The organism is Nonomuraea sp. MG754425 (assembly GCF_021699195.1).
Taxonomy (GTDB): domain Bacteria; phylum Actinomycetota; class Actinomycetes; order Streptosporangiales; family Streptosporangiaceae; genus Nonomuraea.
Window position 1 is genome coordinate 1 of the sequence record NZ_SSXE01000021.1, and the last position, 23,986, is coordinate 23,986.

The 23,986-nt window shown below is 74.0% G+C and carries 19 protein-coding genes; 11 read left to right on the forward strand and 8 right to left on the reverse strand.

Annotation, left to right across the window (positions count from 1 at the left end; genetic code table 11):
- The first annotated feature begins 241 nt into the window (after positions 1-241).
- Positions 242-2,332 carry a catalase gene (locus FAF44_RS10050; protein WP_272894306.1) on the forward strand — a complete coding sequence of 697 codons (2,091 nt, stop codon included), beginning with the start codon at positions 242-244 and terminating at the stop codon, positions 2,330-2,332.
- Between the two features lie 42 nt (positions 2,333-2,374).
- Here the strand turns inward: FAF44_RS10050 and FAF44_RS10055 are convergent, their stop codons facing one another.
- From FAF44_RS10055 to FAF44_RS10090, 8 genes are all read right to left on the reverse strand, one after another.
- The gene (locus tag FAF44_RS10055; RefSeq protein ID WP_237102792.1) at positions 2,375-2,743 is read right to left on the reverse strand and encodes a S26 family signal peptidase; all 369 of its coding nucleotides are present in this window, start codon (positions 2,741-2,743) and stop codon (positions 2,375-2,377) included.
- Positions 2,740-4,539, reverse strand: a complete 1,800-nt coding sequence (locus FAF44_RS10060; protein WP_237102793.1) for an ABC transporter ATP-binding protein — start codon at positions 4,537-4,539, stop codon at positions 2,740-2,742. Before FAF44_RS10060 ends, FAF44_RS10055 begins: the two co-directional genes overlap by 4 nt.
- A complete protein-coding gene (locus FAF44_RS10065) occupies positions 4,536-5,084 on the reverse strand; it encodes a hypothetical protein (RefSeq protein WP_237102794.1) in 549 nt (182 codons plus the stop codon). Before FAF44_RS10065 ends, FAF44_RS10060 begins: the two co-directional genes overlap by 4 nt.
- Complete coding sequence (locus tag FAF44_RS10070) at positions 5,081-5,596, reverse strand: MauE/DoxX family redox-associated membrane protein (protein WP_237102795.1); 516 nt, start codon at positions 5,594-5,596, stop codon at positions 5,081-5,083. Before FAF44_RS10070 ends, FAF44_RS10065 begins: the two co-directional genes overlap by 4 nt.
- Before the next feature lie 77 nt (positions 5,597-5,673).
- Positions 5,674-5,832 carry a hypothetical protein gene (locus FAF44_RS10075; RefSeq protein WP_237102796.1) on the reverse strand — a complete coding sequence of 53 codons (159 nt, stop codon included), beginning with the start codon at positions 5,830-5,832 and terminating at the stop codon, positions 5,674-5,676.
- 216 nt (positions 5,833-6,048) lie between these two features.
- The gene (locus FAF44_RS10080; RefSeq protein WP_237102797.1) at positions 6,049-6,696 is read right to left on the reverse strand and encodes a hypothetical protein; all 648 of its coding nucleotides are present in this window, start codon (positions 6,694-6,696) and stop codon (positions 6,049-6,051) included.
- A gap of 12 nt (positions 6,697-6,708) precedes the next feature.
- Entirely contained in the window at positions 6,709-7,035 is a 327-nt protein-coding gene (locus FAF44_RS10085; RefSeq protein WP_237102798.1) for a hypothetical protein, read from the reverse strand.
- A 10-nt stretch (positions 7,036-7,045) separates the two neighbouring features.
- Entirely contained in the window at positions 7,046-7,639 is a 594-nt protein-coding gene (locus tag FAF44_RS10090; protein WP_237102799.1) for a TetR family transcriptional regulator, read from the reverse strand.
- A gap of 306 nt (positions 7,640-7,945) precedes the next feature.
- Here FAF44_RS10090 and FAF44_RS10095 point away from each other — a divergent pair, with 306 nt between their 5' ends.
- From FAF44_RS10095 to FAF44_RS10140, 10 genes are all read left to right on the forward strand, one after another.
- Entirely contained in the window at positions 7,946-10,903 is a 2,958-nt protein-coding gene (locus FAF44_RS10095; RefSeq protein WP_237102800.1) for an AAA family ATPase, read from the forward strand.
- 49 nt (positions 10,904-10,952) lie between these two features.
- The gene (locus FAF44_RS10100; protein ID WP_237102801.1) at positions 10,953-11,141 is read left to right on the forward strand and encodes a hypothetical protein; all 189 of its coding nucleotides are present in this window, start codon (positions 10,953-10,955) and stop codon (positions 11,139-11,141) included.
- 10 nt (positions 11,142-11,151) lie between these two features.
- Complete coding sequence (locus FAF44_RS10105; protein ID WP_237102802.1) at positions 11,152-15,039, forward strand: carboxypeptidase regulatory-like domain-containing protein; 3,888 nt, start codon at positions 11,152-11,154, stop codon at positions 15,037-15,039.
- A gap of 215 nt (positions 15,040-15,254) precedes the next feature.
- Complete coding sequence (locus FAF44_RS10110) at positions 15,255-16,712, forward strand: FAD-binding oxidoreductase (RefSeq protein ID WP_237102803.1); 1,458 nt, start codon at positions 15,255-15,257, stop codon at positions 16,710-16,712.
- Positions 16,709-18,346 (forward strand): class I adenylate-forming enzyme family protein, encoded by a 1,638-nt coding sequence (locus FAF44_RS10115; protein ID WP_237102804.1) that lies wholly within the window; start codon positions 16,709-16,711, stop codon positions 18,344-18,346. Before FAF44_RS10110 ends, FAF44_RS10115 begins: the two co-directional genes overlap by 4 nt.
- On the forward strand, positions 18,343-20,010 hold the full coding sequence (locus FAF44_RS10120) for an FAD-binding oxidoreductase (protein ID WP_237102805.1): 1,668 nt from the start codon (positions 18,343-18,345) through the stop codon (positions 20,008-20,010). The genes FAF44_RS10115 and FAF44_RS10120 overlap by 4 nt, the downstream gene beginning before the upstream one ends.
- Positions 20,007-20,942 carry a hypothetical protein gene (locus FAF44_RS10125; RefSeq protein ID WP_237102806.1) on the forward strand — a complete coding sequence of 312 codons (936 nt, stop codon included), beginning with the start codon at positions 20,007-20,009 and terminating at the stop codon, positions 20,940-20,942. The genes FAF44_RS10120 and FAF44_RS10125 overlap by 4 nt, the downstream gene beginning before the upstream one ends.
- Before the next feature lie 44 nt (positions 20,943-20,986).
- Complete coding sequence (locus FAF44_RS10130) at positions 20,987-21,625, forward strand: class I SAM-dependent methyltransferase (RefSeq protein WP_237102807.1); 639 nt, start codon at positions 20,987-20,989, stop codon at positions 21,623-21,625.
- Positions 21,622-22,815 (forward strand): cytochrome P450, encoded by a 1,194-nt coding sequence (locus FAF44_RS10135; RefSeq protein WP_237102808.1) that lies wholly within the window; start codon positions 21,622-21,624, stop codon positions 22,813-22,815. Before FAF44_RS10130 ends, FAF44_RS10135 begins: the two co-directional genes overlap by 4 nt.
- 129 nt (positions 22,816-22,944) lie before the next feature.
- A complete protein-coding gene (locus FAF44_RS10140) occupies positions 22,945-23,979 on the forward strand; it encodes an amidohydrolase family protein (protein ID WP_237102809.1) in 1,035 nt (344 codons plus the stop codon).
- The last annotated feature ends 7 nt before the right edge of the window (positions 23,980-23,986 follow it).

Consider the following 23,986-nt stretch of genomic DNA (forward strand, 5'->3'; position numbering starts at 1 on the left):
CCCCGGCATCGGACCGGACCCCACCCGCGTACACTCGGACCCCGCAGAACCCGATCTTCGCCGCGGTGCTCGCCCGACGATCGGCGAGCACCGCGGCGAAGATCGGGTTCTGCGGGGTCCGAGTGTACGCGGGTGGTGTCCGGTCCGATGCCGGGGCCGGTTCGTGGCGGCGTTCGCTCCTGGTCCGGGTCGTGCGGCTGAGCGGCGGCACGTCCGGGTTGCAGCCGCGACGAGCGCGGGTATGAAGGGCCGTGGCCCCCCGGTCCAAGCGCAGCCGCGACAACCGGGAGGACCCGTGCCGGACAACGAGAGCGACAAGCAGCAGCAACTCGACCAGTACCGGGTCGATGCCACCAACAGCCGCTACACCACCGACCAGGGTGTGCGCGTCGACGACACCGACAACTCGCTGTCGATCGGCGAGCGCGGCCCCACGATCCTGGAGGACTTCCACTTCCGGGAGAAGGTGACGCGGTTCGACCACGAGCGCATCCCCGAGCGGGTGGTGCACGCGCGCGGCTCGGGCGCGCACGGGGTGTTCCAGGTGTACGAGTCGCTGGCCGACTACACCTGCGCGGACTTCCTGTGCGACCCGTCGCTGGTCACCCCGGTGTTCGTGCGCTTCTCCACCGTGGCCGGGTCGCGCGGCTCGGCCGACACCGTACGCGACGTGCGCGGCTTCGCCACCAAGTTCTTCACCCGCCAGGGCAACTACGACCTGGTGGGCAACAACTTCCCGGTGTTCTTCGTCCAGGACGCGATCAAGTTCGCCGACTTCGTGCACTCGGTCAAGCCCGAGCCGCACAACGAGATCCCCCAGGCGCAGTCGGCGCACGACACGCTCTGGGACTTCGTGCAGTTGCAGCCGGAGACCATGCACACGATCATGTGGCTGATGTCGGACCGGTCCATCCCGCGCAGCTTCCGCATGATGCAGGGCTTCGGCGTGCACACCTTCCGCCTGGTGAACGCCGAGGGGAAGGGCACGTTCGTGAAGTTCCACTGGCGGCCCCTGCTCGGCACGCACTCCCTGGTGTGGGACGAGGTGCTGCGCATCCAGGGCAACGACCCCGACTTCAACCGGCGTGACCTGTGGGAGGCGATCGAGAGCGGCCAGTACCCGGAGTGGGAGCTGGGGCTGCAACTGGTGCCGGAGGAGGACGAGCACAAGTTCGACTTCGACCTGCTCGACCCGACGAAGATCATCCCGGAGGAGGAGGTGCCGCTGCGGATGGTCGGCAGGATGACCCTCAACCGCAACCCGGACAACTTCTTCGCCGAGACCGAGCAGATCGCCTTCTGCACCGCCAACGTGGTGCCGGGCATCGACTTCACCAACGACCCGCTGCTGCAGGGCCGCAACTTCTCCTACCTCGACACCCAGTTGCTCAGGCTGGGCGGGCCGAACTTCCAGCAGATCCCGATCAACCGCCCGCTGGCCCCGGTGCACAACGACAACCGGGACGGCTTCCACCAGCACATGATCCACACCAGTCACACGAACTATTCCAAGAACTCCATCAGCGGCGGCTGCCCGGCCACCGGAGTGCTGGCCGGCGACATGAAGGGCGTCTTCCGGCACTACACCGAGCGGGTCGAGGGAGAGAAGATCCGCCGGCGCAGCCCCAGCTTCGGCGACCACTACAGCCAGGCCACCCTGTTCTGGAACAGCATGGCGGCCTGGGAGAAGGACCACATCGTCAAGGCGTTCCTGTTCGAGCTGGGTCACGTGCAGCGCCGCTACATCAAGGAGCAGGTGGTCGAACGGCTGACGAACGTCGACACCGGGCTGGCCGGGCACGTGGCCGCCGGGCTCGGCCTGCCGGCCCCCGCGCCCAGGGGCAGCAACCACGGCCGTAACTCGCCGGCGCTGAGCCAGGACCGCCAGCCGTCCGCCCTGGCCACCCGCAAGATCGCGATTCTGGTGGCCGACGGCACCGACGCCGGCGCGCTGTACCCGGTGATGCAGGAGCTGGAGAGCGGCAAGGCGATCTGCCACGTGATCGCGCCGCACGAGGGCATGGCCGCCACGCTGGCCGTGGACAAACAGCTCGGCGCCGCCTCCTCGGTGCTGTACGACGCGGTGTTGTGCACCGGCGGCGAGGAGCTGACCGGCAACGGCCACGCCGTGCAGTTCGTGCGCGAGGCGTTCAAGCACGGCAAGGCCATCGGGGCGCTCGCGGACGGCGAGCCGCTGCTGCGCGCCGCCGCGCTGCCGGGCCGCCAGGGCGTGGTCGACTCCTCGGCCGGGGACGGCTTCACCCGCCAGTTCGCCGACGCCGTCACGGCGCACCGGCACTACGACCGCGACGTGGCCGCCTTCCCCGCCTGACCGCCGGCCGGGTGCCGCGTCTCCTGGGCGCGGCGACCCGGCCTAGCGGGCGTCGTCCCGCGCGAGCGGCGGCGGCGCGGCGCGGACGGTCGCGAGGATGTCGCGGCGGTCGACCAGGCCGAGCTGACGGGAGTCCTGCGAGCGCGGGTTGTCCCCGGCCACCACGACCTGACCGGCCGGCACGTGTGACACCTCCGGCAGCGCCGGGACGAGCCAGCCCGGCAGCGGGTCGCCGGCGACCGCGACGACCCGCTTGATCCGGTGCGGCAGCCGCTCGTCGGCCACCCGGAACACGATCACCTCGTGCCGCCGGGGGTCGCGGCGCAGCCGGCGCGCGAGCAGGCGGCGGCCGTCGCCGAAGGTGGGCGACATGCTGTCGCCCCGCACGATCACCCTGATCCACCCGATCATCGCACCCTCGCGTCCTGGTAGCCGCCGGCCTGGAGGCGGAACAGCCGGGCGTACTCGCCGCCGGCGTCCATCAGCTCGTCGTGCCCGCCCCGTTCGGCGATCCGGCCGTCCACGAGCGTGGCGATCAGCTCCGCGTCGCGCAGCGCGGACATGCGGTGGGAGATCAGCAGCCGGGTACGTCCCGCGGCGTGCCGGCGCAGGATGCCGTGGACCCGGTGCTCGCCCTCGGCGTCCAGCCCGGAGGTCGGCTCGTCGAGCACGATCAGCCCGGCGTCGGCGCGCATCAGGCAGCGGGCCAGGGCCACCCGCTGCCACTGGCCGCCGGACAGCGTCACGCCGGCCCGTTCGGCGTCGTCGGTGTGCGTCCTGGACAGCACGGTGTCGTAGCCGCGGGGCAGCGCCGTCAGCGTCTCGTCGGCGTGGGCCGCCCGCGCGGCCTCGACGATCCGCGGCCGGTCGTCGAGGTGCGTGACCTGCCCGATGCCGATGTTCTCCGCCGCGGTCAGGTCGTAGGTCATGAACTCCTGGAACACCACGCCGATCCGCGCGCGCAGCGCCGTGACGTCCAGTTCGCGCAGGTCCACGCCGTCCCAGGTGATCGTGCCGCGCTGCGGGTCGTAGAACCGGCACAGCAGTTTCACCAGCGTGCTCTTGCCCGCGCCGTTGACGCCGGCGAGCCCCACGGCGGTTCCGGCGGGGATGGTCAGGTTCACCCCGCGCAGCACCCACGGGCCGTCGTCCGCGTAGCGGAACCAGACGTCGCGCAGCTCGACGGCCGCCCGCGGCGGCGGCGTGCGGGTGCCGGCGGGCAGGTCGTCGCCGGTGCCGAGGACGTCGAGGTAGTGCCCGAACAGCCGCACCGCGCGGCCGGCGTCGCCGAGCTGGAGCACCACGCCGGTCAGCCCGGCCTGCACGCCGGTCACCGCGCCGAGGAACAGCACCAGGTCGCCGACCGACGCGCCGCCGGCGACGACGTTGGTGGCGACCGCGACCGTGCCCGCCCCGGTGACGGCCGCGCCGAGCAGCGCGAGCCCGCTCTGCGCCAGCGTGCCCCGGCGGGCGACGGCCAGCCGGGCGCGCGAGACGGCCGCCAGCGAGCCGATCATCCGGGTGTGCAGCAGCGTGCCGAGGCCGAACAGCCGGATCTCCTTGGCGGCCCGCACGTCGGTGAGCAGCGCCCGGTAGAACAGGCGGCGACGGTCGGTGGCCACCCACGCCTCCTCGGTGGCCGCCTCGCGCCGCACGGTCGCCAGGCGGGCGAGCACGGCGGTCAGCGCCGACGCGAGCAGCAGCAGGGCCATCGGCGGCCACACCGCCAGCGCCGCCCCCGCGAAACCGCCGAGCAGCACCGCCGAGCGGACCAGTTCCTGCGCGAACTGCGTGACCGTACCGGGCGCCTCCTGCGCGGCCTGCTCGGCGAGCCGCAGCCGGTCGTGGAAGGCGGGATCCTCGATGTGCCGCAGCCCCGGCAGGGAGGCGACCCGTTCGAACAGCCGGCTCTCCACGGTCAGCGTGACCCGGTGGCGCACCACCTCGCCGAGGTGGCCGACCAGGTAGAGCAGCGCGCCGGCGAGCCCGCCCGCGAGCGCGGACGCGACGGCGAGGAAGGCCGCCCGGCCCGCGCTCGCCGCCCCCGAGGTGAGCTCGTCCACCAGCAGCATCGTCAGCCACGCCCCGGTCGCGGGCGCGACGCCGGCGAGCACGGTGAGCACCAGGGAGGTGCCGGCCGCCACCGGTGTGGCCCGGAACGGCAGCGCGAGCGCCGCCGCGCCCGTGCGGGCGGCGGATCGGGTCATGCCGCCTTCGCCGGGACGCCGGTCGCCGGCGCGAAGTCGTCGAGCCGGATGCCGGACGCGGTCACCACGCCGCGGTGCGTGTGCAGCAGCGTCGGGAACGCGACGACCTCGAACGCGGTCAGCACGGGATCGTCCACGCCGACGACCGCGACCCGGCCGAGCGCGCCGAGCTTGCCGGCCAGCCGCTCGGTGGCGTCGGGGGCCTCCGGGTCCCCCTGCACAACGGACACGAATCGGGCCTGCGGCGGGGCGGCGGCGAGGGCGTCGGACAACATCCGGCACGGCCCGCAGCCGACCTGGAAGAACCCGACCTGGACGGGGCCGTCGAGATCGGCCTCGGTGATCGTCGCGCCGCCGGTGTCGGTGACCGCGAACGGGCGCACGACCGTGCCGGGCCTCGGCACCTGCGGGCCGCCGGCGTGGCCCGCTCCGTGACCGCCGTGCGCGCTCATCTGCCGGACCCTGGTGACCAGCGCGAACGTGAACAGCAGGTGCACCGCGACCACCAGGGCGAGCAGGACGACGGCGGTGGTGAGCAGGATCAACGGTTTCTCCCGGCGGGAACGAGGAGGAACGCGACGTCCTCCCAGCGGGTCGTGAGCAGGCCGAGAAACGCCCCGGCGACCAGGCCGGCCAGCGTGGCCGGGGCGGCGGCGGGCCCGCCGCCGGCGAGCGCGCCCGCGGCGGCGACCGCGACCAGCAGGCCGTTGCGGACGAGGTGGCGCGGGCCGAGCAGCCCGCCGTCCGCGCCGAAGCACTGGCAGCGGACGGACTGCCGGGCGAGGACCGCGCGGCCGATCCCGGCGCAGAACACGAGCAGGAGCGCCGCCGCGAGGGCGTAACCGGCCAGCCGCGTGCCGGGAACGGCGAGCAGCACCACGGTGGCGGCCTCCCCCGCGACGACCGCCCCGGCCACCGGACCGGTGGGCAGCCATCGCGGCCCGATCGCCGCCACCGAGTCACGGAACCCGGCGAACCCCTGCCGGGAGCGGGTCTTCCCCACGACCGCCGCGATGAAGACGACGGCGAGCAACACCCGGGCGAGCGGATCGAGCACGATGGCCTCCGGACGGGGACGGCAGCCGGCGGGGCACGCGGTGGCCTCCCCCGCCGGCCGGTCCGGTCAGTGGGTGTTCAGCAGGAGGATGAGGCGGAGACGCAGCTTCCGTAGCAGTTGAAGCGCAGGCCCTTCTTGCAGCACTGGCCGTGCTCCGCCACGCACGCACCCGCCTCGACCTGCGGCAACACCATTCCGACGAGCCGCTCACCCGCTCGCTGCACGAGTCGCTTCATGTCAACTCCTTCCATGGCCAACAACGCGGACGCCGACCAGCGGATCGGTGATCCCCGGCGCCACGGCCACGGCCTTTCGCCGTGCCGGACGGGCTCGCCAGGACTCCGTTCTCCCGCCTCCCCTGGTGGGTGCTGCCCAGGTTGCCGCGATCTCCGGGGAATGTCGTTAGCAGACAGTCCACACTTTCTTGACGACGTGTCGGCGCGGCCCGGAGGTCAGGCCGCCGTCAGGGCCTGCTCCAGCGCCTCCATGGCGTCGGCCGCGTCGATCACGCCGAGTTCGGCGGTGAAGCGTACGGCGTCGCGGACCTCGTCGGCGCCGGCGGTCCGCAGGGCGAGGGCGACGTGCCGGCGGAAGGACTCGCCGAAGGCGCGGCGGGCCACGTGCGCGGTCAGCGTGACGAACGCGCGTTCGCGGGCGCTCAGCCGCTCCTCCGACCAGGCCCGCCCGGTGCGGGAGGCGAGGAACCCGGCCAGCCACGGATCGCCGGCCGGCCAGCCGGGGGCGGAGGTGCCCGCGGCCACCCGGCTCGGCTCGGGGGTGGTGTCGAGGCCGAGCCCGGCCGCAACCTCCGCCAGCCGGCCCAGCGCGTCGGCCGCCGCCGGGTAGCCGGCGTACGGGGCGACGAACCTGATCAGGGCGAGCACGTCGGCGTACGGGACGCCGTGCGCGTGCAGGGCGGTGACGTGCATCGAGAAGGCCAGCCCGAGGTGGCCGCGGCAGATGTCGTGCGCGGTGACCTGTAACAGTTTCTCCCGCACGCCGGTGCCCGCGAGCGCGAAGGTGAGCCCGGCCGTCTCCAATGCCATCTTCTGGAATTCGAGGTCCACCTCGGCCAGCGGACCACTCGGCAGATCGACCATGGAACGTTCCTCCTATCGTGCGAACCGGACGGTCTCGGCGACCGCCCGCGAAGCCCTGTTCACCATCACCTCGCCGCGCTGCACGGCGGTCTCGGTGACGCCGAAGCGCGCCCCCAGCGCCCCCTGGACCTGGGCGACCGTGCGCTCCGAGCCGGCCGCCGCCTCCTCGTCGGCGAACATGGTGATGGTCATGACGGTTTCCGGCCCGGTGTGGACCGCGGTGTAGAGGATGGAGCCGACCTGCTCGGGGATGCGGTCGGCGAACTCGCGGTCGACCTGCTCGACCATCTTCTCGATCGAGCCGGAGCTCGCGGCGTAGTGGCGCACTATGGCGTACATGTCGATCTCCTCAGGGTTGGGGTGCCCGGCCGGTGAGGTAGCGCTGCAGTGTCGGCGCGACCCAGCGGACGAGCTCGTCGGGGGTGGTGGCGACCAGCACGTCCACCTGGACGGCGTAGCGGGTGATGGCCAGCCCGACGAGCTGGCCGGCCGCGAGTGCCGCCCGCAACTCGGGGTGGTCGACGCCGAGTTGCCGGGTGAGCCTGCCGAGCATGTCGCGGGCCAGGAACTCCCGGATCTGCGCGGCGGCGTGCTCGCTGGTCGCGGCGGAGCGGATCAGGCCGAGCAGCGGGCCCGGCCGCCGCACGTCGCCGAGCAGCGTGAGCACGAAGCGGGCCAGCCGCTCCCCCAGCTCGGCCCGGGGGCCGTCGGAGAGCGCGCGCACGGCCTGTTCCGGCTGGAACACCTCCGCCACCACGGCGCTGAACAACTGCTCCTTGCCGCCGAAGAAGCGCCGCACGAGCGCCGGGTCCACCCCGGCGTCCGCGGCGACCTGGCGCAGGCTGGTGCCGTCGTAGCCGGCCTCGCTGAACGACGCGGCGGCTGCCGCGACGATCTCGTCTCTGGTGGTCGATGTGCCCGGCCGGCGACCTGTCCGTTGCATCTTTCCTCCTCGCCGCTCACGCTATATCCCCATGCGAGGACTTTCAAGTCCCCAGCCGAGGACTTCGCGTTCGAGGCCATGGAGGCGGTCAGGGCCGCGCCCCCGTGATCACAGTCACGGGCGCGCGACCGTGAGATTCGACCTTTTTCGTGATCAATAGGGAGATACGACCCTTCTGCGCCTTTTTCCCATCGGATTTCGCCTTTGACGCCTACCGCGGCCGATCATGCGGTGCGAAGATTTCCGGTGCCAGAACGTTGCTGGACGGCGGTGCGGGCTCCGCTCCGCGGAGGGTGAGGATCGCCGGTGACTCGCGCACGAGAGGAGTCCGTTCCCCTCGTACGCGTGCCGCGCCTGGTGGGGCGCGACGCGGAGCTGGTGCGGTTGCGCCGCGCGCTGGCGAACCCGTCCGCGCTGGTGCTCGTCGAGGGCGAGGCGGGCATCGGCAAGACCCGGCTCGTGCAGGAGGCCGTCAGCGGACGCGACCGGCTGCTCGTCGCCGCCTGCCCGCCCTTCCAGGACGCCTCGACGCTCGGCCCGGTCGTGGACGCCGTCCGCCAGACCGGCGTGTCCGCCGCCGGGCTGGGGCTGAGCGGGCTCGCCGGCGCGCTGCGCCCGCTGTTCCCCGACTGGGCCGGCGAACTGCCGGACCCGGTCGAACCGCTGCCGGACGCGACCGCCACCCAGCACCGGCTGCTGCGCGCCCTGTCCGAGCTGCTCGACCGCCTCGGCGTCGGCCTGCTCGTCGTCGAGGACGCGCACTGGGCCGACGAGGCGACCCTCGAACTGCTCCTGCTGCTCGCCGCCCGGCAGCCGCCCGGCGTCGGCGTGCTCGTGACCTACCGGCCGGAGGACGTGCCGGCCGGGTCGCTGCTGCGCCGGCTGTCCTCGCGGGTCCGCGGCGGCCCCGGCCACCTGCGTCTGGCCCTGGGCCGCCTCGGCGTGGCCGACACCGCCGCGCTCGTGTCGTCCATGCTGGACGCCGAGCACGTGTCGGACGCGTTCGCGCGCTTCCTGCACACCCAGACCGACGGGCTGCCGCTCGCCGTCGAGGAGTCGGTGCGGCTGCTGCGCGACCGCGCCGACCTCGTCCGCGTGCACGGCGAATGGGTGCGGCGCAGCCTCGACGAGATCGCCGTGCCCCCGACCATCCGCGACGCCGTGCTGGAGCGCATCGGCCGGCTCCCGGAAGCGGCCAGGACGATCCTGCACGCCGCCGCGGTGCTCGCCGAACCCGCCGACGAGGCGGTCCTGCGCACGGTCGCCGAGCTGCCGGAACGGCAGGCCCGCGCCGGGATCGTCGACGCGATCGCCGGCGGCCTGCTCGTGGAGGACGAGCGCGGCCGGCTGGCGTTCGCGCACGTCCTGGCCGCTCGCGCCAGCTACGACGCGGTGCCCGGCCCGATCCGCCGGATGTTGCACGGGCGGGCCGGTCAGGCCCTGGAGGCTGCGGGCCGGCCGGCCGCGGCCCGCCTGGCCCGGCACTTCCGGCAGACCGGCGACACCGACCGGTGGCGCAGGTACGCCGAGCAGGCCGCGGACCTCGCCCTCGACGTGGGCGACGACGCGACGGCGTCCGTGCACCTGCTCGACCTGCTCGAAGCGGACCTGCCCGCGGACGCGCTGACCCGCGTCGCCGACAAGATGCCGACGCTGGCGTCCACGGGCTACCTGCACCGCAGCGGCCTGGTGGAGGTGCTGCGCTCGGTGCTCGACCGGACCTCGCTGTCCAGGCGGCGGCGGGCCGAGATCCGCGCCCAGCTCGGCGCGGCGCTCATCCGCAGAGGCGAGCACGAGGCCGCGGTCGCCGAGTTGCAGCGCGCCGTCCCCGATCTGGACCACGACCCGGTCCGGCAGGCCCACGCGATGACCGGCCTGGGCATGCCGTACAGCACGCACTGGCCGGCGAAGGTGCACCGGCGCTGGTTCGACCGGGCCGCGGCCCTGGTGGCGCGGACCTCCCTGCCCCGGCGGGAGGTGCTCGACCTCCAGGTCAACTGGGCGACCGGGCTGCTGACCCTCGGCGACCCCGAGGGCTGGATCGTCGCCGCGGGGCTGCCCGACACCGCCGCCACCCCGGGCGAGGCCGCCCCGCTCGCCCGCGCGGCGCTGAACCTGGGCAACTGGTCCATGCACTGGGGCCGCTACGACGAGGCGCGCGAGCACCTGGCCCGCGGCGTCCGGCTCGCCGAGCACCGCGGCTACGTGCGGCTGAACGACATGATCGCCGTGACCCGCGCGCACCTGGACTGGTTCACCGGCGAGTGGGACGGCCTCGCCGAGCGGGCCGCGCGGCTGGCCGAACTCGACGGCGAGCCGGAGATCCGGCTGGACGCGCGGACGGTCGCCGGGCTGCTCGACGTGGCGCGGGGAGAGCATCAGCGCGCGCGGGCCCGGCTGCGGTGGGTGCTGGAGGAGTCCGGCAGGCGCGGTCTGGCGCAGGTGCCGATCGAACCGGCCGCGGCCCTGGCCCGCCTGTGCCTGGCCGAGCGGGACCCCGACGGCGCGCTGCGCCTCACCGGCGCGCCGATGCGGCTGGTCGTCGCCAAGGGGACCTGGTTGTGGGCCACCGAGCTCCTGCCGGTGCGGACTCGGGCGCTGCTCGCCGCAGGACGTCCGGCCGACGCCGCCGACCTCGTCGCACAGTACGAGCGCGGCCTGCGGGACTGCCCGGCGGCCGGCGCGCACGCGGCGCTGGCCGAATGCCGCGCCCACCTCGCCGAGGCGCACGACGGGCCCGAGGCCGCCGCGGACGCGTACGCGCTGGCCGCCGCGCGGTGGGAGGCGCTGCCCCAGCCCTACGCGGCGCTGCTCGCCCGCGAGCGGCAGGCGTCCTGCCTGGTGGCCGCCGGGCGGCGCGCGGACGGGCTGGACCTGCTGACCGGCGTGCTGCGCGGGCTGTCCAGGCTCGGCGCCACCGGCGACGCCGACCGGGTCGCCGAACGGCTGCACGAGCACGGCGTGCGGCGCGCCTGGCGGGGCGGGCGGCGCGGCTACGGCAGCGAGTTGTCGCCGCGGGAGCGCGAGGTGGTCCGGCTGCTGATCACCGGCCTGGGCAACAAGGCGATCGCGGAGGCGCTGTCGCGCTCGCCGAAGACCGTCGCCGCGCAGGTCAACTCCGCGATGCGCAAGCTCGGCGTGTCCTCGCGCACGGCGCTGGCGGTGGCCGCCGTCCAGGCCGGGCTCGGGCCCGAGGAGCCTGCCGACGGGCCCGGCGACGGGTCGCCGGACGAACGCGCGGCCGGGCCCGCCGGCGAACTTTAGGTCATCCGCCCAATAGCAAGCGACCGGACGCCGCTCCGATACTCGCTGCGTGCCTACGACTCCGCAGCCATCCGACGACCGGCCCGCCGACGGCGCGGACGCCGAACCAGCCCGGCAACCGGCGCAGGAGCCGACTTCCGAGCCGGCCCGCGACGACGGCGATGCCGCCTCGGACAGCCCGGAGAACCCGAAGGGCTCGGACGGCTCGGAGAAGTGGCATGGCTATGAACCGCTCTGATCGGAGAATCATGCGTCTGCGCAGACTCGTCTCCCTGGCAGCCGCCGCCGGCCTGGCCGCCGGCGTGCTCACCGCGACACCGGCACGTGCCGCGCCCGAACCCCCCGCCCCGCAGAGCACCGCCACACAGACCACGGACTTACCGGCCGCGAACACCCAGGCCCCGAACGCCCAGGCCCCGAACACGCAGGCCACGAACACCCAGGCCGCGGAGACGCAGGCCACCGAGACGCCGGCCGCCCAGCCGCTGTCCGGCATCCCCGAGCCGGACTACACGCCGGGCGGCTGCAACCGCTCGGACCTGCCGGCCGAGCACGCCCGCTGCCTCCTGGAGATCTACACCCCCAAGGGGGCGCGGATCGCGATGAAGGCCGACCAGCCCCGGCCCACCGCGCTCACGCCCGAGGACATCCGGTCGGCGTACAAGCTGCCCGACGGCGGGGAGGGGCAGACCGTCGCCGTCGTCGTCGCGCACGGCAACTCCGCCGCCGAGAGCGACCTGGCCGTCTACCGCTCCCAGTACGGCCTGCCCGAGTGCACCACCGCCAACGGCTGCTTCCGCAAGGTCGACCAGAAGGGCGGCACCGACTACCCGCCCGACGACGCGGGCTGGGCGGCGGAGAGCGCCCTCGACCTGGACGCCGTCTCCGCGGTCTGCCCACGCTGCAAGCTGCTGCTGGTGCAGGCGGACTCCGCGTCCGTCCCGGACCTCACCGCGGCGGTGGACACCGCCGTGGCCCTGGGCGCCAAGTTCGTCTCCAACTCCTACGGCATCCCGGGCGAGGCCGACGGCCAGCAGGCCTACGACAAGCACTACGACCACCCCGGCGTGGTGGTGACCGCGGCCACCGGCGACATCGGCAACATCTCAAGCTGGCCTGCCAGCAACCCCAACGTCGTCGCCGTCGGCGGGACGCGGCTGACCCGCGACGCGTCGGCCGCCCGCGGCTGGAGCGAGCGCCCGTGGACCGGCGGCGGATCGGGCTGCTCGCCGTACGAGCCGCGCCCGGCCTTCCAGGAGGGCATCGACACCAACTGCCCGAACGGGCGCGCGACCGCCGACATCTCGGCCGACGCCGACCCGGCCAGCGGCCTGTCGGTCTACCACTCCTTCTCCTCCGACGGCTACAGCGGCTGGCTGCAGTACGGCGGCACGAGCCTGTCCGCCCCGCTGGTCGCCGCGATGTACGCGCTGGCCGGCACCCCGACGCCGGGCACCTACCCGGTGACCTACCCCTACGCCGCCGCCGGGCTGCCCGACCTGTTCGACATCACCGAGGGCAGCAACGGCGTCTGCGGCAACGTGCTGTGCGAGGCCGGCCCCGGCTGGGACGGGCCCACCGGCCTCGGCACCCCGAACGGCCTCGGCGCGCTGACGTTCGGCCCCGCGGGCACCCTGGCGGGCACCCTCACCGACCAGGCCACCGGTGTTCCGATCGGCTCCGCCGACGTCTCGGCCCGCAACGTGGGCAACGGCAAGACCTACCGCTCCGGCACCGACGGCAAGGGCGGCTACACGCTGCTGGTTCCGGCCGGCACGTACGACCTGACCGCGACGGGCTTCGGCTACGCCAAGACGACCAGCACGGGCGTGGCGGTGCCGGTCGACCAGAAGGTGAGCGCCGACTTCCCGATGCGCGCGGTGCCCAGCCGGACCGTGTCCGGGACGATCACCGGCGACGGCGACCGCGCCTGGCCGCTGGCCGCGTCGATCGCCATCGACGGCTACCCGCACGGCAGGGTCAGGACCGACCCGTACACCGGCCGCTACTCGGTCGAGCTGCCCAAGGACGCCGACTACACCTTCCGCGTCTCCGCCGACTACCCCGGCTACACCACCAAGGTCCAGCGGGTCAGCGTCCCGGACACGGGGCCGGACACCGGCACGGACGCCTCCCTCTCGGTCGACCGGGGCGCCTGCCTGGCCCCCGGCTACGACTTCCCGAGCCGCGTCGACTTCGAGGGCTGGAGCGGCACCACGCCCCAGGACGGCTGGACGGTCTCCGGGTCCACGCCCGGCTGGGACTTCACCGGCAAGCCCCAGAACCTCATGGGCAGCGAGGGCAACTTCGCCGCCGCCTCCCCGTTCATCAACGGCGGCACGGCCCAGGACACCTACCTCACCTCACCGGCGATCGACCTGTCCGGCGAGAGCGCGCCGACGGTCCGGTTCAACCACCTCTTCATCGTCCCGGACGCCGAGAGCGTGGGCGAGGTCCAGCTCAGCCTGGACGGCGGCGCCACCTGGAGCACCGTCGGCGGGGCCGTCAACGGCACCAACGGGTCGACCTCCGTCGCGATCCCCCAGGCGGCGGGACGCTCCGACGCCCGGGTGCGCTTCCACTTCGCCAGTCACGGCTCCTCCGTCTGGCAGCTCGACGACATCACCGTCGGCAGTTGCGTCCCGCAGCCCGGCGGGCTCGTCAGCGGCGTCGTCACCGACGCCAACACCGGCGAGCCGGTGCCGGGCGCGAGCGTCGGCGGCTCCACGCCCAGCACGGCCGACGGCTGGTACTGGGCCTTCGCCGGGAAGGCGGGCAAGACGAAGCTGACCGCGTCGGCGGGCCGCTACGCGTCCTCGACCGGCACGGTGACCGTCGCCGCCGACAAGGTGACCCGCCGCGACTGGACGCTGCGGGCCGGCCGGCTCTCGGCCGACACGACGGGCGTCTCGTTCGACGCCACCCTGGGCCGCTCGGCCGGCACCCGCAAGGTCCGGCTCACCAACACCGGCGGCGCGCCGCTGAAGGTGACGATCGGCGAGCACAGCGCGCCGGCCGGGTCCGGCGGCGGAGCGAGCGACGCCGGCTGGACCGACATCGCCGACTATCCGCTCCCGATCGCGAACAACGCGGCGGGCAGCCACGCCGGCAAGCTCTATTCGGCCGGCGGCTGGACGACGGGCGGCCGGCGGGTCTCGGCCGGCTACGTCTACGACCCGGCGACCGGCGCCTGGAGCCCGATCGCCGACCTGCCCCAGGCCCTGCTCGGCTCCGCCGGGGCCTTCCTCGACGGCGTGTTCTACGTCTTCGGCGGCGAGGACGTAGAACACCGGCCGGTTGCCACGGCGTACGCCTACCACCCGGACAAGAACGCCTGGACCCGGCTCGCCGACCTGCCGACGACGCTCAGCAAGGCGACCGCCGCCGTGCTCGGCAAGCACCTGTACGTCGTGGGCGGCTGCGTGGTGGACTGCGGCACGGAGACGTCGGCGGCGGTCTACCGCTACGACCCGCGGCGCGACACCTGGACCCGCGTCGCCGACTACCCGTCGCGGGCGAACAACCCGGCCTGCGCCGGCCTCGGCGACCAGATCATCTGCGCCGGCGGGCGGGACAGGTTCGTCAACACCGGGAGCGGGCCCAGCTTCCGCGAGCTGACCTCGACCTACGCCTACAACCCGCGGCGCAACGCCTGGACGGCGCTGGCGGACATGCCCTACCAGAACTACGGGATGGCCTTCAGCGGGGCCAACGGCAGGCTGCAGGTCGCCGGCGGCATCAGCAACCTGGCCCCCACCGGCCGGGCAGCGGAGTTCGACCCGGTCACCGGCACGTGGCGGGACCTCCCGGACATGCGGCAGGCCGTGGACGTCCCCGGCAGCGGCTGCGGCCTGTACAAGATCGGCGGAACCCCCTCGTGGAACCCGGCGGCCGTCGCCGAGGTGCTGCCCGGCTACGACTCGTGCGGCGGGGACGACGTCGCCTGGCTGAAGGAGAACCACACCGAACTCGAACTCGCGCCGGGCCGCTCGGCGACGCTGACGGTCAAGGCCGACGCCCACGTCAGCGCGGCCGGCCGGTACACCGCCAACCTGTCGCTCGACACCGACTCGCCGTACCGGCACGACCCGATCGACGTGGTCATGCGGGTGAAGGCGTCCGGGAAGGGCCACTGACCGGTTCCCTCCTGGCGTGATCGCCGCCCTCGCCCCCGCCGGGGGCGAGGGCGGCCTCGTGCGTTTGCGCCGCTCAACGGGCCTCGCGCGCCCCCCACACAATCGTGTCGTTACGGTAAGTAGTGAGTAAATTACATTCCGTGCACGATGGGATTCGCCGCCGGACGAGAGGTCGCCGAGACCCCTGCGCCGGGCGGCGGACAAGGGGGGTGGACGTGCGCTCATCGAAGGCCGGGGCCGAGCTCCCGGTGCGAGCCCGTGACGACGACGCCGCCGCGTGGCTCCGCGACTGGGTGCGCGGGCTGGGACCGGGCGGCACACACGAAGCGCGGCGGGCCGACGTCGGGATGTTCCCGTCGCGTCAGGTGCTGGGCGTCCTGCGCCCGTCGAGCGTGGCGCAGGTGCGGCAGATCGTGGCCTCGGCGGTCCCCGGGGTGGCGCTCTACCCCGTCAGCACGGGCTACAACTGGGGGCTGGGCTCGCGCCAGCCGGTGACCGACCGGGCCGTCCTGCTCGACCTGGGCCGGCTGGACACGATCCGGCTGCTCGACACCACGATCGGGGTGGCCGTGGTGGAGCCGGGGGTCACCCAGGGGCTACTGGCCGGCAGGCTGGCGGGCACGTCCTTCATGGCCAACGTCACCGCCTCCTCCCCGCACACCAGCGTGGTCGGCAACGCCGTCGAGCGCGGCGTGGGCCTGCGCCGCCAGCGCTGGGAGGACGTGGCCGGGCTGGAGGTCGTGCTCGCCGACGGCACCCTGCTGCGGCTGGGAAGCTGGCCGGACGAGCGGGGCCGGGTGACGCCGTACCGGCACGAGCTGGGCCCCGGCCTGATGCCGCTGTTCGCGCAGTCGAACTTCGGGGTGGTGACCGCCGCGGTGATCCGGCTGCTCCCCCGCCCGCGGGCCGCCCGCCTGCTGCGGCTCACCTTCGACGCCTCCCGCCTGCCCGCCGCCGTGGACGAACTGCGCGGCTACCTCGGCCAGCGGCTGGTCAGCGGGGTGCTGAAGATCTACCAGCCCGTCGAGAGCGAGGAGTGCTGGGCCTACTGCTGCGTGGACGGCGACCCGGAGCTGGCCCGCTTCGCCTCGGCCCTGCTGATGCGCCACGCCCGCCGCAGCGGGCTGTTCGACGACGTCGGCGAGGACGTGCCGGACGACGAACTGGCCACGCAGTTGCACCACTGCTTGACCGGCGATCCGAGCCTGAACGAGGCCCTGCTGGAGACCTGGTTCGGCGCCGGCGCGGCGGGCGTGGACGGCAACCCGGACACCGGCTTCCTGTTCTTCCTGCCGTTGCTGCCCTTCGACGGCGCGGCCGTGGCGCGGGCCAGGACGCTGGTGCGCGAGATCGCCGCCGAGACCGGCACCACCTGGTCGCCGACGGTGAACGCGATCTCGTCGGACGTCATCGACCTCGTCGTCTCGTGCCGGTTCCCCAAGGCGTCGGCCGCCGCCGCGCACCGGGCGCTGGACCTGCTGCACGAGCGGTTCGCCGCGGCCGGCTGGCGGCCCTACCGGCTGGACATCGAGCACATGGACGCGGGCGGCCCGCCGGAACTGCTGCGCCGGTTGAAGGAGGTGTTCGACCCGCTGTCGGTGCTCGCCCCCGGCCGGTACGAAGCCGTCCCGCCGGATCCGGGCGCGGAGCGGGCCGCCGGGGGGCCGTCATGAGCCGGGTGGCCGCCGCGCTGCCGGCCATGCCCGCGGCGGGGGTCCGCTACCACCGGGAGGGCCGCTGGCGGCGCGGGGTCTTCCTCGACGACCTGCACGCGCGCGCCCTGGCCGAGCCCGGCCGGCTGGTGTACACGAACATCCGCGAGCCGGGCGGCGAACCGCGCACCGTGACCTTCGGCGAGCTGGCCGGCCGGGTCGAGCGCATGGCGGCGGTGCTGTGGTCCTGGGGCGTGCGGCCCGGCCACGTGGTGGCCTTCCGCCTGCCCGACCACTGGGAGAGCGCGGCCCTCTGGCTGGCCTGCGGCCGGGTGGGCGCGGTGGCCATGTCGCTGTCGCCGTCCACCGGCCGGCGCGAGACGGAGCTGATGCTCGCGGCCACCGAGCCCCGCCTGCTGATCGGCGCGGACGACGGCGGCCCGGCCATCCCCGGCGGCCCCGGCCTGACCGCCTCCCTCGACGAACTGCTCACCCGCTCGCGCCTGGCCGAGCCCCTGCCCACCGCCGACCGGCCGCGCGTGTCGGCCGACGACGCCTGCCAGGTGGTGTTCACCTCGGGCACGACCGGGTCGCCCAAGGCGGTCCTGCACAGCTACAACACTCTGTACGCGTGCGTGCGCACCTCGGCCGGGCTGCTGCCGTCCCCGGCGGTGGTGGCCGCCGACGCCGGCCTGACCCACTCGGTCGGCCTGGGCTTCCTCGCGCTGAAGCCGCTGCTCACCGGCTCCCGGTCGGTGTTCATGAGCCACGGCGGGGACTACGACGCCGAGGCGTGGCTGGACCTGGTGGCGGGCTGCGGCGTGACCTGCCTGGTGACGCTGCCGACCTGGCTCGGACGGCTGAACGCGGCCCAGCGGCGCGACCCGCGCGACCTGTCCCGGCTGCGCCGCGTCCTCAGCGCCGGAGCCCCCCTGCCGGCCCCGGTCGCCGCCGACGTACGGGCGCTGCTGGCCCCCTGCCTCATGAACGTCTACGGCCTGACCGAGGCCGGCGCGATCGCCTCCACCGCCCCCGACGACCCCGGCGACCCGGCCGAGGAGAGCATCGGCCGGGCGATGCCCGGCATGACCGTCGAGGTGCGCGACGACGGGTCGGGCACGGGGCCGCTGCGCGTGCGGGGGGCGGCGCTGTGCCGCGGCATGCTGGACATCCGCACCGGCGCGACCACCTGGACCCCCGCCGACGACGACGGCTGGTACGACACCGGCGACGTCGGCCGCCGCGACGAGCGGGGCCGGCTGCGCTACGTGTCCCGCTCCTTCGACCGGGTGGGCTGGCGCAACATGATCCCGGTCGCCGAGGTCGAGAGCGAGTTGCTCGCCCATCCGGCGGTGGTCGAGAGCGCGCTCGTCGGCGTCCCCGACCATGACGGGCACGAGGCCGCCTGCGCGGTGATCATCGCGGACGGCGTGCCGCCGTCGCTGGCGGACCTCTGCTCCTTCCTGCGCGCGCGTCACATGAGCGAGGAGTTCCTGCCCGTCCGCCTCGCCGTCGCCGAGACGGTTCCCCGGACGCCGATGGGCAAGATCGACAAAGCGTCGCTCCGCCACCGGCTCGTCACCGGGGAACTGGCCGCCGAGAGCCACGGCCCGCACGAGCCACAAGGGCCAGGCGACCGGCGGGAACCCCTGTGAACAGCACCGGACAGGAAAGGCACGAGACGCCGATGGACATGGACACCGGAACGCGATCCACCGACGCCACCGAGCACCACACCGACCACCACACGGAGCACGACACCGAGCACGACACGGGCACTGCTGCCGCCGGCGACGTCGAGGCCGCGCTCAAGGGATGGCGGGCGGCGCTGGGCGAGGCGCGCGTCCGGACCGACGGGCCCACGCTCGCCGCCTGGCAGCGCAACACCTCCGAGTTCGCGCCACGCGAGCTGGTCGCCGTCCTGCGGCCCGCCGGGGTGAGCGACGTGCGGCAGATCATCGAGGTCGCCCGGAGCACGAAGGTGCTGCTCCAGCCGGTCAGCACGGGCCGCAACTGGGGGTTCGGCTCGGCGCTGCCGCCGCGCGGCCCGGCCGCCCTGGTGCAGCTCGGCGACATGGACCGGATCCTGAAGGTGGACGGCCGGCTGGGCTACGCCGTGATCGAGCCGGGCGTGACCCAGGGGCGGCTGTCCGACCACCTGGCCGCCCTCGGCGGCACGCTCAAGATCAACGTCACCGGCAGCGCCAGGGAGACGAGCCTGGTGGGCAACGTGCTCGACCGCGGCGGCGGCAACCTGGGGGCGCGGGCCGCCGACCTGCTCGGGCTGGAGGTGGTGCTGGGCAACGGCGAAGTGGTCAGGACCGGGCTGTGGCACCTCGACGCCGACACCGTGCACCACTACCCGCCCGGTCTCGGCCCCGACCTGCTCGGCCTGTTCGTCCAGTCCGGCTTCGGCGTCGTCACCAAGATGGCGCTGCGCCTGCACCCCTCGCGCCCGCTGCGGGAGGTGACGGTCGAGGTCCGCGAGCCGCTCCTGCCGGACCTGGTCGAGGAGCTGTCGGCGATGTGCCAGGACAACCTCGTCACCGGCTACCTGCGCATCACCGACGGCGCCGACCCCAACATCCGCTTCTTCCGCGCGAGCGCGACCCCGACGTGGAAGGCCCAGCTCACCCTGTACGGCAACGCCGGGATGCGGGCCGCCGCGGCCACCGAGATCGAGCACCGCCTGAGCGGACTGGCCGAGAGCGTCCAGTCGTTCGATACCGAGCACGACGACCCCGCCGGGTGCGACGAACAGGAACGTGCGCTGCTGGAGGCCCGGCTCCAGCTCGCGGACGGCGTCCCCTCCGACCGTTCCCTGCACAACCTGGCCCAGACGGCGGGCAAAGCCTGGACGGGCGCGCCCGGCGACCTCGACCACGACCGCGACCTGCCCGGGTTCCTGTGCCTGAACGTCACGCTGCCCTTCACCGGGAGCCACGTGGTGACCTGCGCCGAGCTGGTCCGGCGGACCGCCGAGGAGATGGGCGTGACCTGCGCCCGCCTGTTCGGCCGGATCGGCCCGACGGCCCTGTCCGGGTTCTTCCCCTTCTACTTCGAGCGGACCGACCCCGAGGCGGTCGCCCGCGCCCACCGGTTCAAGGACGAGCTGCTCGACCGGCTGGAAGCCGCGGCCATCTACCCGATGCGGATCGACATCGACGTGGCCCCGGCCTTCCTGCGCCGCACCGACGACGGCTTCTGGCGCAGCGTCTCGGCGATCAAACGAGCGCTCGACCCGCAAGGCGTCGTCGCCTCCCGCTACGTGCCCGAGCCCAGCCCGGCGACGACGCCGGAGTCAGGAGAGCAGGAATGACCACCTCCGGATGGGGCGAGCTGGGTCTGCTGACCGATCGCCTGCGCACCCAGGAGCCGCCCGAGATCCACGCCCTGCGCACCGGGACGCTGGCACACCAGCCCGGGTCGTACGGGCAGTACTTCACCACCTGGGACTTCGCGAACGCGATCCTGCGCGACTACTCGATGAACGTCTACCAGACCCTCGCCCTGGCGGCCAGCGGCGACCTGAGCGTCAACGGCGTGCTGGCCGTGCTGCGCCGGCTCGACCCGATCTACAGCGAGTACCTGGGCGACAGCGGCTTCACCACGCTCACGCGCAGCGCCCGCGAGCTGCGCCAGAGCGAGTACGGCGAGCGCGACGCCCTCATCGCGGCGCTGACCGTGCTGACCCGCTACGTCAACCGCCTGACCGCCTGGTCCCACCACTACTTCCCGTGGGACCAGGGCGAACGCTACCGCTACGACGAGGCCCCGCCCGAGGCCGCCGCCCCCGCCGGCGCCGACCCGCACGCCTCCGCCTCGACGCGGCGGGTGCCGCTGCGGCTGAGCTGGCAGCCCCTGGGCATCGAGGTGCGCGCGGAGCTGTTCGCCGACCTCAACGAGGAGCTGTGCCGAGACTTCCTCAGCGCGCTGCCGTTCACGGTGCTGCAGGATCACGCCGTCGTCACCGGCCAGTCCATGTACGCCTGGACGCCCCTGGTGACGCTGGCCGCCGCGCCGGTCGTGGAGCGCATCTGCGACGCGCCCGTGGGCAGGCTGCGCTACTCGCAGGCCACCGGCAACAAGCTGGTGCTGCAGTACGGCCACACCACCGAGACGCTGAGCGTCCCCGTGCTGGGGCAGGTCCATCCCGACGACACGGCCACGCTCGACGAGGTCGGACGGGCCGTCTGGAAGAGCACCTTCCACACCAAAGAGCACATCTGGCTGACCGCCGAACCGGCGTGACACCGCCTCCGCACACGGCACCGAGACACCCGAGGAGCACGGTCATGGGTGACAGCGCCTTCGACCCGTTCTTGACGCTGGGCGAGACCTACGAGGAGGTCTACGGGCAGATCCCCGAGCAGCTCGCCGCGCTCGCCTGGCTGACCGAGCGGCTGCCGCCCGGCGCCCCGGTGCTGGACGTCGGCTCCGGCACGGGCCGGCCCACCGCCGACACCCTCGTCCGCGCCGGGCTCGACGTGCTGGGCATCGACGTCTCGGCCACCATGCTCGGCCTGGCCCGCAGCCGCGTGCCGGACGCCCGCTTCGAGCAGCACGACGTACGGGACTTCCGGTCGCCGCCCGGATCGTTCACCGCCGTGTGCGCCTTCTTCTCCCTGCTGTCGATGCCACGGCCGGACATCGTGACCACCCTGTCGAGGATCCACGACTGGCTGACACCCGGCGGCTACCTGCTGCTCGGCACCGTCTGCGGCGACTGGGACGGGCACGAGACCGAATGGCTCGGCCGCAGGGAGAGCATCACCAGCTTCCCCGCCGACGAGTACGAGCGGCGGCTGCGGCAGGCGGGCTTCGACCTCCTCCACCGGGAGACGGTCCCGTTCACCAGGCCGAACGCGTCCGCGCGGGAGGAGCACCTGTTCTGCTACGCGCGCCGGGCCCCCGTCGCGGCCGGGGCGTCATGACCGAGGCCCGGCTGCTCGACCCGGCCAGCCCGCACCCGCACGCCGACAACCGGCGGCTGCGCGCGGCGGGACCGCTCGTGCCCGTGCTGGCCGAAGGGGTGGCCGCCTGGGCCGCCACCCGCCACGCCACCCTGCGCGCGGTCCTGTCCCATCCGGACCTGTCCCGCGACATCGCCTGCTGGAACCCCGACGCCCGCCGCGCCGCCCCTGCCGGCACCCCCGTCACCAACGTCATCTCCGACGCGTCCATGCTCAACGCCGAGGGCGAGCGGCACACCCGGCTGCGCGCCCCGGCCGCCCAGGCGTTCTCGCCCCGCCGCATGCGCGCGCTGCGCCCCCACATCGCCGCCCACACCCGCCGCTCGCTCGACCGCCTGGCCGGCCTCGACCGCTCCGGCCCCGTCGACCTGCGCCGCGAGTTCGCCTACGCGCTGCCCCTCGGGGTCATCTCCGAACTGCTCGGCATCCCCGCCTCCCACCGCGCGGAGCTGCACTCCCTGACCGAGGCGGTGACCAGGGTCGGCGACGGCCCCGAGGACAGCCCCGCCCTGCGCGCCAGGATCTACGACCTGCTCACCGAGATCGTCGCGATCCGCCGTGCCCACCCCGGCGACGACCTGATCAGCGGCCTGCTGCGGCACCTGACCGACGCCGAGCTGCTCGACACCGTCCAGTTGCTGTACATCGCCGGCCACATCACCACGGTCAACCTGATCACCAACGCCGCCCACGCGCTGCTCACCCACCCCGGCCAGCTCGCGCTGCTGCGCTCCGGCACGGTGCCCTGGAGCACCGCGGTGGAGGAGACGCTGCGCTGGGACTCGCCCGTCAGCTACTTCCCCATGCGCTACCCGGTGCGGGACGTCGAGATCGACGGCGTGCTGCTGCGGGCCGGCGACGCCGTCCTGGGCTGCCACGCCTCCGCCGGCCGCGACCACGACCAGTACGGGCCGCGGGCCGACCGCTTCGACCTCACCGTCCCGCCGCGGGCCCACCTGTCCTTCGGGCACGGCCGGCACTTCTGCCTGGGCGCGCCGCTGGCCCGGATGGAGGCGGAGATCGCCCTGCAGGCGCTGTTCGGCGCCTTCCCCCGGATGGCCCTGGCCGTCCCGCCCGGCGGGCTGCGTTCCGTGGACAACCTGCTGAGCAACAGCGTCGGCACGCTTCCGGTGCTGCTCTCCGGGCGCTGACCGCGTCCGGACGCGTGGTCCGGCATCTTCGGCCGCCCAGATTGCCGGAAACCCACATTGTCGCGGGTCCTCGCCCTTCGTAGCGTCGGCAGCAGCACGCTGGACGAGCGACGGAAGGACCGAGCATCCATGACGAGGGCGCGCCGTGGCGACGGACCGGTCATCGACATCCACTGCCACCGGGAGTGCGGGCCGGCCGCCGCCCTGATGAAGGACGTCGCCAGGGCCGCCGGCAAGGTGGCGCTCGGGCACGGCAACGCCACCACCCGGGCCGTCAACGAGCGGCAGCTCGCCGACATCAGGCCGAAGATGGACCTGCTGGAGGTCCGGCTCGCCGACATGGACCGCATGGGGGTGGACATCCAGGCGGTGGCCGTCGCGGTCTACCAGTACTACTACTGGGCCGACGCGGAGCTGGGCGCGAAGGTGGCCAGGCTCGTCAACGAGGAGCTGGCCGAGGCCACCGCCGCGCACGCCGGGCGGTTCGTGCCGCTCGGCACGGTCCCGTTGCAGGACGCCGAGGCGGCCGTGGCCGAGCTGCGCTACCTGGCCACCGAGCTGGGCATGCGCGGCATCGAGATCGGCACGCACGTCGAGGGCGAGGAGATCTCGGCCCCGCGGCTGGACCCGTTCTGGGCCGAGGTCGAGCGGCTGGGCAGCGTCGTGGTGATCCACACCCAGGGCAGCACGCACCCGCAGCGCCTCCAGGACCACAACTTCGTCAACATCATCGGCCACGCCTTCGAGGCGACGCTGGCCACCGCCCACCTGATCTTCGACGGGGTCATGGAGCGGCACCCCGGGCTGAAGATCGTGGTGGTGCACGGCGGCGGCTACCTGCCCGCCTACGCCGGCCGAGTCGACCACGGCTGGCGGGCCCGCGCCGACGTCAGGGAGGACGTCCCCGGCCTGCCCACCGAGTACCTGCGCCGGTTCTTCCTCGACACGATGGTGTTCGATCCGGAGCAGCTCGCGTACCTGGTCGGCCGGTACGGCGCCGAACATGTGCTGCTCGGCACCGACTACCCCTACGACATGGGCGACGACGACCCCCTCGCGCTGCTCGGCGCGACGCCCGGACTCGACCAGCGGCAGATCGACCTGATCGCCGGGGGGAACGCCGCCCGGCTGCTCGGGCTGACCGAGCCCTCAGGGCCCGCCTGATCGTCCT

What these genes read in the sequence shown, in the direction of transcription:
- FAF44_RS10105 (WP_237102802.1), top strand. Translation starts at nt 11,152, where the DNA reads ATGCGTCTGCGCAGACTCGTCTCCCTGGCAGCCGCCGCCGGCCTGGCC.
- FAF44_RS10130 (WP_237102807.1), top strand. Translation starts at nt 20,987, where the DNA reads ATGGGTGACAGCGCCTTCGACCCGTTCTTGACGCTGGGCGAGACCTAC.
- FAF44_RS10055 (WP_237102792.1), bottom strand. Translation starts at nt 2,743, where the DNA reads ATGATCGGGTGGATCAGGGTGATCGTGCGGGGCGACAGCATGTCGCCC.
- FAF44_RS10135 (WP_237102808.1), top strand. Translation starts at nt 21,622, where the DNA reads ATGACCGAGGCCCGGCTGCTCGACCCGGCCAGCCCGCACCCGCACGCC.
- FAF44_RS10050 (WP_272894306.1), top strand. Translation starts at nt 242, where the DNA reads ATGAAGGGCCGTGGCCCCCCGGTCCAAGCGCAGCCGCGACAACCGGGA.
- FAF44_RS10125 (WP_237102806.1), top strand. Translation starts at nt 20,007, where the DNA reads ATGACCACCTCCGGATGGGGCGAGCTGGGTCTGCTGACCGATCGCCTG.
- FAF44_RS10140 (WP_237102809.1), top strand. Translation starts at nt 22,945, where the DNA reads ATGACGAGGGCGCGCCGTGGCGACGGACCGGTCATCGACATCCACTGC.
- FAF44_RS10090 (WP_237102799.1), bottom strand. Translation starts at nt 7,639, where the DNA reads ATGCAACGGACAGGTCGCCGGCCGGGCACATCGACCACCAGAGACGAG.
- FAF44_RS10060 (WP_237102793.1), bottom strand. Translation starts at nt 4,539, where the DNA reads ATGACCCGATCCGCCGCCCGCACGGGCGCGGCGGCGCTCGCGCTGCCG.
- FAF44_RS10115 (WP_237102804.1), top strand. Translation starts at nt 16,709, where the DNA reads ATGAGCCGGGTGGCCGCCGCGCTGCCGGCCATGCCCGCGGCGGGGGTC.
- FAF44_RS10085 (WP_237102798.1), bottom strand. Translation starts at nt 7,035, where the DNA reads ATGTACGCCATAGTGCGCCACTACGCCGCGAGCTCCGGCTCGATCGAG.
- FAF44_RS10075 (WP_237102796.1), bottom strand. Translation starts at nt 5,832, where the DNA reads ATGAAGCGACTCGTGCAGCGAGCGGGTGAGCGGCTCGTCGGAATGGTG.
- FAF44_RS10080 (WP_237102797.1), bottom strand. Translation starts at nt 6,696, where the DNA reads ATGGTCGATCTGCCGAGTGGTCCGCTGGCCGAGGTGGACCTCGAATTC.